This is a genomic window from Cupriavidus sp. USMAHM13 (assembly GCF_001854285.1).
Classification (GTDB): domain Bacteria; phylum Pseudomonadota; class Gammaproteobacteria; order Burkholderiales; family Burkholderiaceae; genus Cupriavidus; species Cupriavidus malaysiensis.
In genome coordinates this window covers 867,477-883,341 of sequence record NZ_CP017752.1, presented here as the reverse complement: position 1 = coordinate 883,341, position 15,865 = coordinate 867,477, and the positions used below count along the sequence as shown (strand labels likewise).

Annotated in this window: 14 protein-coding genes; 5 read left to right on the top strand and 9 right to left on the bottom strand. The window is 72.1% G+C overall.

Annotation, left to right across the window (positions count from 1 at the left end; translation table 11 throughout):
- Positions 1–722: 722 nt before the first annotated feature.
- Positions 723–1,169: a universal stress protein gene (locus BKK81_RS22270; RefSeq protein ID WP_071017796.1), complete on the top strand. Its 447-nt coding sequence runs from the start codon at positions 723–725 to the stop codon at positions 1,167–1,169.
- Positions 1,170–1,192: 23 nt separating this feature from the next.
- On the opposite strand, the gene BKK81_RS22265 is transcribed toward BKK81_RS22270, so the two are convergent.
- Entirely contained in the window at positions 1,193–2,575 is a 1,383-nt protein-coding gene (locus tag BKK81_RS22265) for an NHL repeat-containing protein (RefSeq protein WP_071017794.1), read from the bottom strand.
- A 364-nt stretch (positions 2,576–2,939) separates the two neighbouring features.
- Between BKK81_RS22265 and BKK81_RS22260 the strand changes: the two genes are divergently transcribed.
- Both BKK81_RS22260 and ftsH read left to right on the top strand, forming a co-directional pair.
- Positions 2,940–3,167, top strand: a complete 228-nt coding sequence (locus tag BKK81_RS22260; RefSeq protein WP_071017792.1) for a hypothetical protein — start codon at positions 2,940–2,942, stop codon at positions 3,165–3,167.
- 55 nt (positions 3,168–3,222) lie between these two features.
- A complete protein-coding gene (gene ftsH, locus BKK81_RS22255; protein WP_071022022.1) occupies positions 3,223–5,160 on the top strand; it encodes an ATP-dependent zinc metalloprotease FtsH in 1,938 nt (645 codons plus the stop codon).
- Between the two features lie 21 nt (positions 5,161–5,181).
- Here ftsH and BKK81_RS22250 read toward each other — a convergent pair whose 3' ends face one another.
- Genes BKK81_RS22250 through BKK81_RS22235 form a run of 4 tightly spaced genes read right to left on the bottom strand, consistent with a single transcriptional unit; the run spans position 5,182 to position 9,791 of the window.
- A complete protein-coding gene (locus BKK81_RS22250; protein ID WP_071017790.1) occupies positions 5,182–6,414 on the bottom strand; it encodes a CaiB/BaiF CoA transferase family protein in 1,233 nt (410 codons plus the stop codon).
- A gap of 17 nt (positions 6,415–6,431) precedes the next feature.
- Positions 6,432–7,610, bottom strand: a complete 1,179-nt coding sequence (locus tag BKK81_RS22245; protein ID WP_071017788.1) for an acyl-CoA dehydrogenase family protein — start codon at positions 7,608–7,610, stop codon at positions 6,432–6,434.
- 20 nt (positions 7,611–7,630) lie between these two features.
- The gene (locus BKK81_RS22240) at positions 7,631–8,614 is read right to left on the bottom strand and encodes a Bug family tripartite tricarboxylate transporter substrate binding protein (RefSeq protein WP_071017787.1); all 984 of its coding nucleotides are present in this window, start codon (positions 8,612–8,614) and stop codon (positions 7,631–7,633) included.
- Between the two features lie 22 nt (positions 8,615–8,636).
- Positions 8,637–9,791, bottom strand: coding sequence for an acyl-CoA dehydrogenase family protein (locus BKK81_RS22235; RefSeq protein ID WP_071017785.1), 1,155 nt, complete (start codon positions 9,789–9,791; stop codon positions 8,637–8,639).
- Between the two features lie 226 nt (positions 9,792–10,017).
- On the opposite strand from BKK81_RS22235, the gene BKK81_RS22230 reads away from it, so the two are divergent.
- Together BKK81_RS22230 and BKK81_RS22225 are read left to right on the top strand one after the other, a co-directional pair.
- A complete protein-coding gene (locus tag BKK81_RS22230) occupies positions 10,018–10,821 on the top strand; it encodes an IclR family transcriptional regulator (protein ID WP_071017783.1) in 804 nt (267 codons plus the stop codon).
- Positions 10,811–11,596 (top strand): IclR family transcriptional regulator, encoded by a 786-nt coding sequence (locus tag BKK81_RS22225; RefSeq protein WP_071017781.1) that lies wholly within the window; start codon positions 10,811–10,813, stop codon positions 11,594–11,596. Before BKK81_RS22230 ends, BKK81_RS22225 begins: the two co-directional genes overlap by 11 nt.
- 16 nt (positions 11,597–11,612) lie before the next feature.
- On the opposite strand, the gene BKK81_RS22220 is transcribed toward BKK81_RS22225, so the two are convergent.
- The 4 genes from BKK81_RS22220 to BKK81_RS22205 all read right to left on the bottom strand — a co-directional run bounded on the left by BKK81_RS22220 (position 11,613) and on the right by BKK81_RS22205 (position 15,851).
- Positions 11,613–13,154, bottom strand: a complete 1,542-nt coding sequence (locus BKK81_RS22220) for a methyl-accepting chemotaxis protein (RefSeq protein ID WP_071017779.1) — start codon at positions 13,152–13,154, stop codon at positions 11,613–11,615.
- Positions 13,155–13,622: 468 nt separating this feature from the next.
- Complete coding sequence (locus tag BKK81_RS22215) at positions 13,623–13,892, bottom strand: hypothetical protein (protein ID WP_071017777.1); 270 nt, start codon at positions 13,890–13,892, stop codon at positions 13,623–13,625.
- A 130-nt stretch (positions 13,893–14,022) separates the two neighbouring features.
- Positions 14,023–15,096: a cell envelope integrity protein TolA gene (gene tolA / locus BKK81_RS22210; protein ID WP_071017775.1), complete on the bottom strand. Its 1,074-nt coding sequence runs from the start codon at positions 15,094–15,096 to the stop codon at positions 14,023–14,025.
- Positions 15,097–15,206: 110 nt separating this feature from the next.
- A complete protein-coding gene (locus BKK81_RS22205; RefSeq protein WP_071017773.1) occupies positions 15,207–15,851 on the bottom strand; it encodes a hypothetical protein in 645 nt (214 codons plus the stop codon).
- Positions 15,852–15,865: the final 14 nt, after the last annotated feature.

Genomic DNA, 15,865 nt, shown 5'->3' with positions numbered 1-15,865 from the left:
GCCGACGGGTGTGCTCCCTTTCCGCTCATGGGAGAGGGGCTGGGGGTGAGGGCAGGCGCTGGCTGGCCGTGGTGGCTGGGATCGCACCATCGGCTTCGTTTCCGTGCTCGCGTGCTGGATCACACCGTTGGCTTCGCTGGATGCGGCGCCTTGCTAAACCACCCCTCTCCCCCACACTCTCCCCGTGCGGGGAGAGGGAGCCAAGACACTATGCTTGGCGCTCGGTGTTGGTGCATCTCGCCGGCTTGGTCCCGCGCGGCGGTGATCAGGGGAAAATCCGCGAAATGCTCGGCGAGATCGATGCGCTCGCCCGCCGGCGCCGTCAGGCAGACCAGTTCGTCAGCCAGCGGGCGCACCTTGGCCAGCCCTTGCGCGGGCGCGGCCGGCGCGGTATCCGCCCTGGGCCTGGGCGGGCGCAGCCAATCCGGGCCGGCGCAAGCCGCGCAAGCGGCGCACAGCACGAGGCCGGCGCAGCACCTCGCACACCCGCGCCATCGGCCATGCCGTTCTCGGACCGCCTGCCGCTTCCGCTCCATGTTCCACCTCCTGTCCGCGCCGTCCGCTGGCACGGCCGTGCCATTTGCGCGCCCCTGACCATGGAAAGGCTAGGCGAGCGTCGTCCGCGCGGCTTGACCCGGATCAAGCCAGCCGCACGCGGCACGCCTACGCTGTATGCATAGGGCAGGGCCGGGATCGCACCCCCTGCTGCACGGAGAGCCTTCATGTATCGACGCATCTTGCTCGCCATCGACGGCGGTGCCTGTGCCGCCACCGTGCTCGCCCAAGCCATCGAACTGGCTCGCGCCAGCGGGGCGGAGATGCGACTGCTCCATGTCGCCGATGACAGCGACGTGTTCTTCGAGGGCAGCGACGGCGCCCAGGCCACGGCGCCGCACAGCGCCAACGCGCACGGGCTGCGTCTGCTGGGCGAGGCCGCTGCCCGCTGCGCCGAGGCCGGCGTGGCCCACACCACGCGCCTGCTCGAACGGCCGGACAGCACCGGGCAGGTCGCCGCCGCCATCGCCGCCGAGGCCGAGGCCTGCAACGCCGATCTCGTGGTGCTCGGCACCCACGGCCGGCGCAGCCTCGGCGAACGGATGCTGGGCAGCGTGGCGCACAGCGTACTGACGAAGACGAGCCGGCCGGTGCTGCTGGTGCGGGCTGACTAGACCACTCTCAAGTCCGCTGCTTCTTATGGTTGCGGCTGGATCAGGCGGATCTGGTTATTGTTCATGTCGGCGACATAGATAGTGCCGCTGGCATCGACCGCGATGCCGGTCGCTCCCCAGAATGACGCAGCCTTGCCGTAGCCGTTAGCCGAGCCAGTCTTGCCAGAGCCCGCCAGCGTAGTCACGACACCCGCCGCAGTAACTTTGCGGATCGCACTATTATCGGTGTCCGCCACATAGACGTTACCCCTCGCGTCGAGCGCCAGGGCATACGGGAACTGGAACACTGCCGCAGTGCCCGTGCCGTCGACGAAGCCAAAGGTGCTCGAACCGGCCAGCGTGGTGACGACGCCGCCTATCGGGGTGATGCTGCGGATCCTGCTGTTTCCGGTATCGGCCACATAGACGTTGCCGCTGGCATCCACCGCCACGCCAAGCGGATTGGAGAAGCTTGCGGAGGCGCCGGTGCCGTCAGCGGAGCCGGCGGTGCTCGAGCCGGCCAGCGTGGTGACGACGCCCAGCGGGGTGATCTTGCGGATCTGATTGTTGCCGGAGTCGGCCACGTAGACATTGCCGCCCGCGTCCACCGCGACGCCATGCGGATTCCTGAATGACGCGGCGGCGCCGGTGCCGTTGGCGAAGCCGGCGGTGCCGGACCCGGCCAGCGTGGTGACGACGCCCCCCGGGGCGATCTTGCGGATCTTGTTGTTGTTGGCGTCGGCCACGTAGACATTGCCACCCGCATCCACCGCGATCCCGTTCGGGCCCGAGAACGATGCAGCGGCGCCGGTGCCGTCGGTGGAGCCCGACGTGGTGGAGCCGGCCAGCGTGGTGACGACGCCCGCCGGGGTGATCATGCGGATTTCGCTATTCCCTGAATCCGTCACGTACAGGTTGCCGCTGGTATCGAGCGCTACGCCATACGGGCTCTTGAACGACGCGGCGGTCCCGCTGCCGTCGGCGGCGCCCGCCGTGGTGGAGCCCGCCAGGGTGGACACCCGCGCCTGCACTGCACCGCAGGTAATCGCCACGTTCGTCACAGCGGCCGCGGCGATGCCGCTGCCATGGCTCACCGAGCAGGTTTGCCCGAGCGGCTGCGTGCCGATCGTGACCGCATAAGCGCTGTTGGGCGCAACAGGCGCGGCGAAGGTGAAGGCGCCGTTGGCGCTCAGTGTCAGCAGGGCGGCGCCGTTGTTCAACAGTTGCAGCGAGAAGCCGCTGGCAAGGCCGTTGACTGCACCGCCGATGGTGTACCCGGGGCTGGGGCTGGCGCTGGTGCTGGTGCCAGGGGAGGAGCCGGCGCTCTGGGGATCGTCACCGCCGCCCCCGCAGGCGGCGAGGCACAGGCACAGCGACGCGATGGCTGGCTGAAGCAAGGGAAAAGGGAGGGTGGCATGCTTCTTCATGTCTTCTTTCTCAGCGTGGAGGGGAACAAGGACGGCAACAGGCCGGGAATGCCTGATAGGCGCCGATGCTAGCGAGACGCCCGCCGGCAAAGCTGACAAGTCCTGACACCCGCCGACAGCGGAATCGGGCAGGCAGGGCACGCCTGATCGGGCAGCCCGGGCATGTCAAGGAGCGCCTGCAACGCCGTTACACGGCGCCGGAAGCACATTCGCCAGCGCGGTTTGACCTGGCGCAAACGCAGCACGCAGCGCGCCGCCCGGCGCCGGTGCAGCGGCTATATTTGCCTGCGCACGGGCCGCGGCATCCGCGCGGCGGCCACGACAGGCACGGCGCCCACGGTGCCCACGCACGGGAGACGAAATCATGCTGAGCCCGCACGAAATCGCGACGCTGATGGTACTGGGCCATCCACAGCCGCCAGCCGGCATGGATCCCGAGGACATTCGTGTGCTGGTCGAGCGCCGCCTGGTGCAGCTCGATGCCCAGGCGCCAGCCCAGCGCATCCAGCTCACCCACGAAGGCCTGCGCCTGCTGCAGGCCGTGCGCAGCCGCCGCGCTGCGCCGGACGCGGCGGCGCGCTGGCTGGCGTGAGCGCCAGAGCGCATCGCGGCTCGCCGCCATACCAGGACAGCCCCCCATGAAGCCGATGGAATCGCGCCGGCAGTTCTCCCTTTGGTACCTGGCCGCGGCCATGCTGGCCATGTTTGCGCTACAGGCCTATCTCTTCTCCGGCGAGGTGGAGACGCTGCCCTACAGCGACTTCAAGGCGCTGCTGCACGCCGGCAAGATCGAGGAAGTGTCGGTCGGCGAGCAGGTCATCAGCGGCACCTTCTCCACCGCCGGCATCGACGACGTGCTCGGCAAGGCGCGCGCCGAAGCCGCGCGCGGCCACGGCGACGGCCCGCGCGCCTTCAGCAGCGTGCGCGTGGCCGATCCCTCGCTGGTGCAGGAGCTGGAAGCTGCCCACGTGCGTTTCACGGGTCAGATGGATAACAAGGTGCTCGGCACCGTGCTCTCCTGGGTACTGCCGGCGCTGATCTTCTTCGCCATCTGGAGCCTGCTGATCCGCCGCATCGGCGGCGCCGCCGGCGGGCTGATGGAGATCGGCAAGAGCAAGGCCAAGGTCTATATGCAGACCGAGACCGGCGTGACCTTCGCCGATGTCGCCGGCATCGACGAAGCCAAGCAGGAACTGGCGGAGATCGTCGACTTCCTCAAGGAGCCGGGCCGCTACCAGCGCCTGGGCGGCAAGATTCCCAAGGGCGTGCTGCTGCTCGGCGCGCCGGGCACCGGCAAGACGCTGCTGGCGCGGGCGGTGGCCGGCGAGGCCGGAGTGCCCTTCTTCAGCCTGAGCGGCGCCGACTTCGTCGAAATGTTCGTCGGTGTCGGCGCGGCACGCGTGCGCGACCTGTTCCAGCAGGCCGAGACGCGCGCGCCCTGCATCATCTTCATCGACGAACTCGACGCGCTGGGCAAGACCCGTGCCCTCAACGCGGTGGGCGGCAACGAGGAGCGCGAGCAGACGCTGAACCAGTTGCTGGTGGAGATGGATGGCTTCGACACCAACAAGGGCGTGATCCTGATGGCGGCCACCAACCGGCCGGAGATCCTTGACCCGGCCCTGCTGCGGCCCGGCCGCTTCGACCGCCACATCGCGCTGGACCGGCCCGACCTGCGCGGGCGCGAGCAGATCCTCAAGGTGCATGCCAGGCGCGTGACCCTCGGCCCCGACGTCGAACTCGCCGCGCTGGCCGCGCGCACCCCCGGCTTCGCCGGCGCCGACCTCGCCAACCTGGTCAACGAGGCCGCGCTGCTGGCCGCGCGCGAGGGCAAGGCGGCGGTCTCTATGTCCGACTTCGATGCGGCGCTGGACCGCATCGTGGGCGGCCTGGAGCGCAAGAACCGCGTGATGAACGCGCTGGAAAAGGAAACCATCGCCTACCACGAGGCCGGCCATGCCATCGTGGCGGAGCTGCGCCCGCATGCCGACCGCGTCACCAAGATCTCCATCATCCCGCGCGGCATCGCGGCGCTCGGCTACACGCAGCAGACCCCGGCCGAGGACCGCTACCTGCTCAAGCGCAGTGAACTGCTCGACCGCCTCGACGTGCTGCTGGGCGGTCGCATCGCCGAGGAACTGGTGTTCGGCGACGTCTCCACCGGCGCACAGGACGACCTGCAGCGCGCCAGCGACATGGCGCGCCGGATGATCACCCAGTTCGGCATGGACGAGGCGCTCGGCCTGGCCACCTACGAAAGCCCGCCCAATCCACTCTTCTCCAGCAGCGGCCTGCCGCAGCGCGAGCGCAAGGAGTACAGCGAACGCACCGCGCAGATGATCGATGCGCAGGTACGCAAGACGCTGGCCGAGGCCGGCCTGCGCGTGCGCGCCACGCTGGCCGGCCAGCGCGCCCGGCTCGACGCGCTGGCGCGGCTGCTGCTGGAACGCGAGGTAGTCGACCGCAACGATCTCGACCGCCTGCTGAGCGGCAAGGTGCTGCCGCTGCCGCCCGCGCGGCCGCAGGCGGACAGTACACCCGGGCGCGCCGCGCCAAGGCCGGATCAGGACCTGCAGCAACCCTGAGGCCGCGCCGCGCAGGCTGCGCTACACCACGCCCTCGCGCTTCAGCGCTTCCAGCTCGGCCGCGCCCAGCCCGAGCGCGCCGTAGACCTCCGCATTGTGCTCGCCCACGCCCGGCCCGCTGCGCGCGGGCGCCGGTGCGTGGCCGGAGAAGCGCGGCACCACGCAGGGCGCGGGGATGCTGCCGAGGTCCGGGTCGGGCAGGCGCACGATGGCCTCGCGCGCCTGGAAATGCGGGTCGTCGACGATGTCCGCGATGGTGAAGATCTTGGAGAAGGGGATCTCCGCCGCGGCCAGCACGGCGGCGAGGTCGGCGTAGCGCTGCGCGGCGAACCAGGCACGGATCTCCGCGTCGAGCGCTTCCAGGTTGGCGGTGCGCAGCGGATTGCTGGCGAAGCGCGCATCGTCGCCAAGGTCGGGCCGGCCCATGGCGCGGCACAGGCGGCGGAAGATCGGGTCCGACGACGCCACCAGCGACACCCACTGGCCGTCGGCGCAGGCGTACATGTTCGACGGCGCGGTATAGGTGGCGCGGTTGCCGGCGCGCTGGCGCACCACGCCGAGCTGTTCGTACTCGACCGCGAGCGGTTCGAGCAGGCGGAACAGGGCCTCGGTGGCCGACAGGTCGATCTCGCGGCCGGGCATGCCGGCGCTTTCCGGACGGCGGCGCTCGGCCATGGCGCTGGCGATGGCGAAGGCGCCGAACAGCCCGGCAACCATGTCGCCCATCGGATAGTTCATGTGCAGCGGCGGGCCGCCCGGCTCGCCGGCGAGGTTGGTGAAGCCGCTCATGGCCTCGAAGATGCGCGCGAAGCCGGCGCGCCCGGCATAGGGGCCGGTCTGGCCGAAGCCGGTCAGGCGCAGCACGGTCAGGCGCGGGTTGGCCGCATGCAGCGTGGCCAGGTCCAGCCCCCAGCGGTCCAGCGTGCCGGTGCGGAAGTTCTCCACCAGCACGTCGAATTCCGGCAGCATGCGCAGGAACAGGGCGCGCCCGGCGGGCTGGCGCACGTCCAGCGTGATGCCGCGCTTGCCGCGGTTGGTCACCTTCCAGTACAGCGGCAGCGTGTCCTTGACCGGGGCGAGACCGCGCAGCGGGTCGGGGCCGCCGGGCAGCTCCAGCTTGACCACCTGCGCGCCCATGTCGGCGCACAGGGTGCTGGAGAACGGCGCGGCCACCACGGTGGCCATGTCGAGGATGCGGATGCCCGCCAGCGGGCCCGCGCCATGCGCCGCGGCGGCGCCTTGCTTCGTCGTCATGGTTGTCTCGTCAGGTCTCAGGGGCGCAGTCCCTGGGTGAAGATGCGGCGCGCCAGCGTGGCGCGGTGCAGTTCGGAGGCGCCGTCGTAGATGCGGAAGGGGCGCAGCTCGCGCTGGATCATCGATACCGGCGTGTCGTCGGAGATGCCGAGCGCGCCCAGGATCTGCACGGCGCGATCGGCCACGCGCCAGACCGCTTCCGACACGAAGATCTTGGCCATGGCCGACTCGTGCTTGACCGACTGCCCGGCATCCATGCGGCGCGCGCAGTCCTGCACCAGCAGGCGGCTGGCGTGCAGGTCGATGTGCGAATCGGCCACCATGGCCTGCACCTGCTGCAGGTCGGCCAGGCGCTGGCCGAACGACTCGCGGCGCAGGGCGTAGTCCTGCGCGATCTCCATCGCGCGCGCAGCGCGCCCGATGAAGCGCATGCAGTGCGACAGCCGCGCCGGCTCCAGGCGCGCCTGCGCGTAGGCGAAGCCCTGGCCGGGCTCGCCCAGCACGGCGCCGTCGCCGACCTCGCAGCGCTCCAGCAGGATCTCGCCATGGCCGCCGACCTGGTAGCCGTCCATGCCCGGGATATTGCGCAGCAGCCGGTAGCCAGGATTGCCGGTATCGACCAGGAACAGCGTGGCGCCGTCCCCGGTGCGCGCCAGCACGATGGCGAAGGCGGCGCCGACCGCGCCGCTGATGAACCACTTGTGGCCGTCGATCACCCACTTGCCGGGCGCGCCGCCGCGGCCCGGCACGCGTGTGGCGGTGGTGCGCAGCATGGCGGGATCGGAGCCCGCGCCGGGTGCCGGCTCGGTCATGGCGAAGCAGGAGCGCAGCTCGCCGCGCACCAGCGGCATCAGGTAGGCCTCGCGCTGTGCCGGCGTGCCGTGACGCAGCAGGTTGACCATGTTCGGCTGGTCGGGCGGCGCGCAGTTGAGCGCCGGCGCGCCGAGGAAGCTGCGGCCGGCCTCTTCGAGGATGGCGGCGCGCTGCTGCCAGTCCAGGCCGAGGCCGCCGATCTCCACCGGCAGGTGCGGGGCGTAGATGCCGGCGGCGCGCGCGATGGCGCGCAGCTCGGCCACCGCCGCGTCGAGCCGGCCGACATCATGGGCCAGCGCGGGATCCTCGCGCGGGATGGCATGCTGCTCGATAAAGTCGCGCACCTTGGCGCGCAGCGCGTCCAGTTCGGCGGGGGCGGTCATGGCGGCAGGCTCCACGGCGCTCACTCCAGGCTGGTGCCGGTAGCCTTGACCAGCGCCGCCCACCAGCTGGTCTGGGCACGGATCTGCTGCGCGAACTGTTCCGGCGTATTGCCGACCGGCTCGGCGCCGAGGTCGGTCAGGCGCTTGCGCAGCGCGGGCTGGGCCAGGATCTTCACCACCGCGCCATGCAGGCGGGCGATCACCTGCGGCGGCGTGCCGGCCGGCACCATCAGCCCCTTCCAGGCGGTCACCACGAAGCCCTTGAGCCCGGCCTCCTCGGCGGTCGGCAGGTCCGGCAGCGCGCTCGCGCGCTGCTCGCTGGCCACCGCCAGCGCGCGCAGCCGGCCCGCCTGCACCTGGGGCAGCAGCGCCGGCATATTGTCGATCAGCAGCGTGATGTGGCCGGCCACCAGGTCGGCCACCGCGGGACCGGTGCCCTTGTAGGGCACGTGCTGCAGCTTGAGCCCGGCGCTGCGATTGAGCAGTTCGCCGGCAAGCTGGGCCGGGCTGCCGTTGCCGGGCGAGCCGAAGGTGAGCGAGTCCGGATGCGCCTTGGCGTAGGCGACGAACTCCTTGACGTTGCGCACCGGCAGCGCGGCGTTGACCGCCATCAGGTTGTGCTCGCGCGCGATCATGGTGACCGGCGCCAGGTCGCGCAGCGGGCTGAACGGCATGTGCGCGTACAGGCTGGGATTGATCACGGTCGGGCCGGCCGCGGCCAGCAGCAGCGTGTAGCCGTCCGGCGCGGCCTTGGCCACCGCTTCGCCGCCGATGTTGCCGCCGGCGCCCGGCTTGTTTTCCACGATGACGGTCTGGCCGAGCTCGGCGCGCAGCTGCTCGGCCAGCAGGCGCGCGACGAGATCGGTGGAGCCGCCCGGCGCGAACGGCACCACCAGGCGGATCACGCGGTTCGGATAGGTGGCGGCGGCCTGCGCCTGCGCGGGCGCCGGCTGGCACAGCAGCCCCAGCAGCAGCGGGGCGGCGGCAATGAGGAACTTGAACATGGCGGAGGTCTCCTGCGGGGGCTCAGCGCGCGGCCTGGGCCAGCGTGCGCCTGGCGATATTGAGCTGGTGGATCTGGCTGGTGCCTTCGTAGAGGCGGAACAGGCGCACGTCGCGGTAGAAGCGCTCGATGCCGAAGTCGGCGATATAGCCGTAGCCGCCGAACATCTGCACGCAGCGGTCGGCCACGCGCCCGCACATCTCGGAGGCGAAGTACTTGCAGATCGAGGCCTGCATCGTCACGTCCTCGCCGCGGTCGCGCTGGCGCGCCGTTTCGAGGATCAGCGCGCGCGCGGCGTGGATCTCGGTCTGGCAGTCGGCGATCATCGCCTGCACCAGCTGGAAGTCGGCCAGCGGCTGGCCGAACTGCTTGCGGCCGCTGACGAAGCGCAGCGCCTCGTCGAGCATGCGGATGGCGGGCCCGGTGCACAGCGCGGCCAGGTGGATGCGCTGCTTGTTGAGCACCTTCATCGCGGTGCGGAAGCCCTGTCCCTCGATGCCGCCGATCAGGTTGGCGGCCGGCACGCGGCAGTCCTGGAAGTGCACCTCCGACACCGGCGAGCCGGCCTGCCCCATCTTCTGGTAGGGCGCGCCGGTGGTCAGCCCCGGCGTGCCGCGCTCGACGATGAAGGCGGAGATGCCGGCCGCGCCGGCCTGCTGCGGATCGGTGCGCGCCATCACGGTGAAGAGGCCGGCGATGGGTGCGTTGGTGATGAAGCACTTGGTGCCGTTGAGCACGTAGTGGTCGCCTTCGCGGCGCGCGCTGGTGGCGAGCGCGGTGGCATCGGAGCCGGCCTCGGGCTCGGTGAGGGCGAAGGCGCCGGTCAGCTCGCCGCGGGCCAGGCGCGGCAGGTAGCGCTGCTTCTGCTCCGGCGTGCCGTCGGCCACCAGCGCCTCCGAGCCGATGCCGGTATTGGTGCCGACGCGCGCGCGGAAGGCGACCGAACACTGCGACAGTTCGATCGCCGCCAGCACCAGTTCCTCGGTGCTCATGCCCGCGCCGCCGTAGGCCTCGGGGATCGAATAGCCGAACAGGCCCTGCGCGGCCATCGCGTCGACCAGCGCCGGCGGCACTTCGTCGCGCGCGGCCACCTCGGCCTCTTGCGGGATCAGGCGCTCGCGCACGAAGCGGCGCAGGCTGTGCAGGAAGGCGTCGAAGGCGCCGGGGTCGCGGATCATCTGTCTGTCTCCATCGTGCTGTGCATCGTTCCGTGCCGCCGGGGCAGCAGGTCAGGCACAGCCTAGCAGCGGGGCCCGGAATGCGAGACCGCTGTTTCGATATCCGGAACGCGCGCCGCGCCGGCCCGCGCGGCGCGGCGTATGATCGAGCCGAGCCGCTGCCTGCCCCTGCAGCGCCTCCACCCGCCTCCAGCCAACGCCACCGCCGCCGCCCGTCGCCGTCCGCATGCCGCCGCGCCCACGCCATCCCGACCACGAGTTCTCCACCACGCTGGCGCATGGCCTGGCCTTGCTGCAGTGCTTCCGCGTCGGCGAGCCGATGCTCGGCAATGCCGAGCTGGCGGCGCGCACCGGGCTGTCGCGCGCCACCATCAGCCGGCTGACCTATACGCTGGCGGCGCGCGGGCTGCTGCTGTACGACCAGCAGTACCGCCGCTACCGGCTCGGCCCCACCGCGCTGTCGCTGGGCTATCCGCTGCTGGCGGGACTGCGCGTGCGCCAGGTCGCGCGGCCGCGCATGCGCGCGCTCGCCGACGAGGTCGGCGGCTCGGTCTCGCTGGGCATGCGCGACCGCCTGCAGATGGTCTACGTCGAGACCAGCCGCGGCCACGACGCGGTCGCCTTCCGGCCGGACATCGGCGCCGCGCTGCCCATGTTGAGCACGGCCATGGGCCGCGCCTGGCTGGCGCGCGCGGGGGCCGAGGCGCGCGCACCGGTGCTGGAGGCGCTGCGCGCCGGCGAACCGGAGCTATGGGAGCGCTGCGCCGGCGCCGTGGCGCAGGCCTGCGACGACCTCGCCGCGCTGGGCTTCTGCCGCTCGCGCGGCGACTGGCAGCGCGACGTGCACGCGGTGGCGGTGCCGATGCGCGCCGAGACCGACGGCGAGATCCTGGTCTTCAATTGCGGCGTGCCGGCGCTGCGCATGACGCCGCGCAAGCTCGAGCGCGAGATGGGCCCGAAACTGGCGCGGCTGGTGGCGGCGGTGGAGGCGGACCTGGAGCAGGACCTGGAGCGCCGGCATGGCGGCTGAAGCGGAAAGCGGGCGCGACCCGCAGTTCGCCAGCACGCTGGCCAAGGGCCTCGACATCCTGCTGGCCTTCCGCCCAGGCGAGACGCTGCTGGGCAACCGGGAGCTGGTGCTGCGCACCGGCCTGTCCAAGTCGGCCGTGGCGCGGCTCACGCATACGCTGACGGTGCTCGGCTACCTGCGCCACGAGCGCGCGCTGGGCAAGTACCGGCTCGGCGCGGCGGTGCTGGCGAGCGGCTATCCGCTGCTGGCCGGCATGCATATCCGCCAGGTCGCGCGGCCGCTGATGAAGGCGCTGGCCGACGAACTGGGCGGCGCGGTATCGCTCGGCGTGCGCGACCGCACGCAGATGCTGTACGTGGAGACGGCGCGCTCCACCGAGGAATTGCTGACCGCGCCGGACATCGGCGCGGCGGTGCCGATGCTGAGCACCGCCATCGGCCGCGCCTGGCTATGCCGCTGCGGCGCCGCCGAGCGCGAAGCCGTGCTGAACCGGCTGCGCCTGCACGATGCCGAGGCGGTGCGGCGCGCCATGCCGGCGCTGGCCGCGGCGCGCGAGAGCCTGGAGCGGCGTGGCTTCTGCTCCAGCCCGGCCGAATGGCACCCCGACGTCTACGGCTTCGCCACGCCGCTGTGCGCGCAGGTCGACTCGCAGTGGTTCGTGCTCAATTGCGCGGTGCACCGCAAGCGCGGCCGCTTCGCCACCGTCGAGGCCCAGGCGGGCGCGCGCCTCGCCGCGCTGGCGCACGGCCTGGAGCGGCTGCTGGGCCTGCGCTGAACGCGCCGCCGGTCCCTCAATGCAGGCGGAACACGGCGATGGCGCCGTCGAGCGAACGCGCCTGCTCCTCCAGCGCGGCGGCCGCGGCGGCGGCCTCCTCGACCAGGGCGGCGTTCTGCTGCGTCGCCTCGTCCATCAGCGTGACCGCCTTGTTGACCTCGTGGATGCCGGTGCTCTGCTCCTTCGAGGCCGCGGCGATCTCGCCCATGATGTCGGTCACGCGGCGGATCGAGGCGACGATATCGGCCATCGTGCTGCCGGCGCGCTCGGCCAGCGCGCTGCCCGCTTCCACCTTGGTCTGCGAGGCCTCGATCATGGCCTTGATCTCCTTGGCGGCGGCGGCGCTGCGCTGAGCCAGGCTGCGCACTTCGCCGGCCACCACGGCGAAGCCGCGGCCCTGCTCCCCCGCGCGCGCCGCTTCCACCGCGGCATTCAGCGCCAGGATGTTGGTCTGGAAGGCGATGCCGTCGATCACGCCGATGATCTCCGTCACGGTGCGCGAAGCGGTGCTGATCTCGCGCATGGTCCGCACCACGTCGGACACCACCGTGCCGCCCTGCTGCGCGACTTCGGAGGCGCTGTCGGCGAGCTGGCAGGCCTGGCCTGCGTTGTCGGCGTTCTGCCGCACGATCGAGGTCATCTGCTCCATGCTGGCGGCGGTCTGCTGCAGCGAACTGGCCTGCTGCTCGGTGCGCTGCGACAGGTCGGCGTTGCCCGCGGCGATCTGCCGCGTGGCCGCCGAGATGGCGCCCGAGCCGTGGCGCACGCGCTGCACGGTCTCGGCCAGCGCGCCCTGCATGCGCGCCAGGCCATCCAGCAGGCGGCCCATCTCGTCGCGCCGCTGGTGGCGCACCGGCTGCGCCAGGTCGCCGGCGGCGATGCGGTCGAACTGGGCGACCGCCGCCTCCAGCGGGCCGACGATGGCCCGCAGCAGCGACCAGGCGCACCACGCGGCGACCGCCAGCGCCATCAGGATGGCGGCCAGCACCACCCAGCGGAAGCGGGCGTAGGCCGACTGGGAATCGTCGAAGTTGGCCTGCGACAGCTTGAGCTGCAGCTTGCCGAGCGCCTGGCTGGCGTCGTTGGCCGCGCGGAAGGCCTTGGAGACGCTCTTCTCCATCAGGGCATCGGCGCTGGCGCGGTCGCCGGCGCGCAGGGCGGCGATGATGTCGCGCAGGCTCTTGACGGCCGCCTCGCGCTGCGGCGCGAGCGCCTGGGCCAGGCGGTCCTCCTCGGCGTCGCGCGGCAGCGCCAGGTAGCGCTTCCAGGCCGCGTCGGAGCGGGTGATCAGCTCCTCGGTGCGGTCGAGCAGCGGCATCGCGTCCGCGTCGGACGGGTACAGCATCGACTTGTCCAGCGCGGTGCGCGCACGGGTCAGGCTCAGGTCGGACTCGCCCAGCGCCAGCGCGGACGGAAACTGGTTGGTGAAAGTCTGCTCGTGGGCGCGGTTGGCGTCGCGCAGGCCCAGCAGGCCCGCCGCGCCGACCAGCAGGGCAAGCAGGAACAACGTCGAGACGGACAGCAGCAGTCGGAGACGGATCGTCAGGCGGGAGGACATGGGGGCGGGGGCGAGTGCATGCAGGCGGTCTCCCGCGCTGCGCCCATCGCAGCACGGCCGCCGGCTATACGCCCCGGCTATCGGACGGTGCCGGGCGAACTTGAGCGGCGCGCCCGGGGGTGGCCCGTGGCTGTGGCGCATGCGCCGCACTCGCCGCACTCGCCGCACCGGAACCAGACCGGCTCGGCGGGCCACCTTCCGCCCCATGGCACGCCTGGCTGGCGTGACGGGCGCGGCACGCGGGGCATTCCGCGCCCTGTCTCAGCGCGCGGCGGCTTCGGGCGGCTTCGGGCGGCGCCGGCCAGCGGCGTGCCGAACACCGAGGCAAAGCCCGCGCTGATGCCGCCATCAGCAGGATGCGCCCGATCAGTAGGTTGTGGCCTCCCGCCACGGCGCCACCGGCGCGGGCGGCTTGCGGACTGCCGGCCTGCTGGGCGGCTACTGGCGGAGCGGCTACTGGCGGAGCGGCTACTTGCTGACCGAGAACGCGGGCAGTTCCAGGCCCTTGAACAGCGCCGGGCTCGGAGCCGCCTCCGACCTGGCCTGCGCCGAACAGCTGCGCCGGATCGCCTCCAGTTCGCGCTGGCCGACCTGTCCGCCCCGCTCGACGATGGCCTGGAACAGCCGCGAACCCGCGTCGTCGCAGGCGTGCAGGGCCTGCAGCGCGGGCCAGACGAAGTTGATGCCGACCAGCGCGGGAAGGCCGATCAGCAGGCAGGGTAAGGCGGACTTGAGCATGGGGGCGGTCAATGATGCGTTACAGCAAGGATTAACGGCGCCCGCCGCGCCAACTGAACCCGCCGCCGTCCCCGCCCTCCGTCCCCGCCTCTCCCGGCCGCCGCGCGAGGAGTCCTCCTGGCGCGCCGCCTCAATCCTTCGGCCGGAAGGTGATGGTGAAGCGTGTCGGCAGGCGGCCGTCGTCGGGCAGCGGGAAGGGCGCGGACAGCGCCACCGCGCGCATCACCGCAGTGTCCCAGCGCGCGTCGCCGCTGGACTGCACCAGCCGGGACTGCAGCAGGCTGCCGTCGCCGCGCAATTCCACCATCACCACGGCGGCAGGGTTGCCCGCGATCTCGGCGTCGACGCGCACGTTCGGCCGCACGCGCCGCCGCACCGCATCGGCGAAGGCGCGCGCCGACGACGTACCCGTGCCGGCAGCCGGCATGGGGGCCGCGGCGGCACCGGCGGCCGGCAGCAGGCCATCCAGGTCCTGCAGGCTCGCCTGTCCGGTGGCGGGCGGCGGTGCCTTGGCGGCAGCGGGCGCAGCCGCCAGCGACGCCACCGATGCCACCGATGCCACCGGCGCCTCGGTCTGCGATGGGACGGCCCGGCCCGCCGTGCCGGCGCCGGCACCTTCGAGCCGGCTGCCCTGGCCAAGGGCGATCTGGCGGCAGCCCGGCAGCATGTGGTCGCGGATCAGGCCGTTGGTCAGGTCCACCGCGAACACGGCGCCGCGCTCGGCCAGCGGGATCACGGTGCCGCCGCGCCCGAAGTCGAAGCTGCCGCGCCAGACCGGCCGATGCCCTTGCATGGCGCCCAGCGTGGCGAGATAGTGGATCGAAATGCGGTTGCCGCCGCCCATCATGACCACGCCGCCGCCATGGGCGATGGTCAGCAGCGTATCGGCGCGGAAATCGGCGGCGCGCTGGACCGGCGTGCGCTGGTCCAGTTCCAGCCCCGACAGTTCGACGAAACCGGCGGTATTGCCGCAGGCGCCGACGATCTCCTGGAACTTCTGCTGGAAGGCCTGCGAGAACTCGCTGCCCCAGCCCATGCCCGCGCCGGTGGCGACATAGATGCGGCCGGGCCGGGCGACATAGTCCGAGGCATGGTTGGTCTGCACCACGGTGGCAGGCGCGCAGCCGGCCAGCAGCACGGCGGCGAGCAGGGAGAGCGCCGCGGGCAGGCGCGGCACGGAGCATGGCGGGATCGGCAGCAGCATCGGCGGGCAGGGAGCGTGACGGATGGGCCCGATTCTACGGGAGCGCGGGGGCGGCATGGCGCGGTTCTGCCGAGCCCGCCCCGCCCTGCCGGGGGCGGCGCGCATCGGGCTCAGCGCAGCGCCGGCCGCGCCGCCAGGCCTCCTCCCTCGACACCGCGCGGCCATGGCTGCGCCAGCGGGAGGCGCAGCCGCGGCGCGCCCGCCAGCGACCGCGCCGCGTGCATGGCGATGCCGAAGCGGTCGTAGAAGGCCGACGCCAAGTCGCCCTGCGGCGGCCAGCCGGCCGCCCGCTTCACCTGGGCCGCGGCATGGCCTGCCAGGGTTTCGAACAGCGCACGCATCAGCCGCTGGGTGCGGCACAGCTCGGTCAGCGCCGTGCCTTCCGAGAACAGCATGCGGCGCAGCTGCGGCGGCGGGATATCGAGCAGCCTGGCGATGTCGCTCGCATTCCACGCGTGCTGCGGCTGCAGGAAGATGCGGCGCGAGAGTTGCCGGTGCAACGCGCCGTCGACCGCGGGCGGACGCGCCACATGCAGGGCCAGCGCACACGACGAAGGCTGCTCGCTGCTGCCATCGAGGCCGAGCTCGACCGGCTCGAAGGCATCGAGCAGGACCTGCTGCCCGGGCGCCAGCGCGCGCTCGAAGCCGCGCCGCCGGAGGATCACGCGGCCCTGCAGGGCGGCCACCGAGAGCGGGAATGCCGGCAGGAGATGGCGCAGGCTGAGGTGCTGGCAGGCGTGCAGATGGGCGTGCATGGGATGTGGGGGCA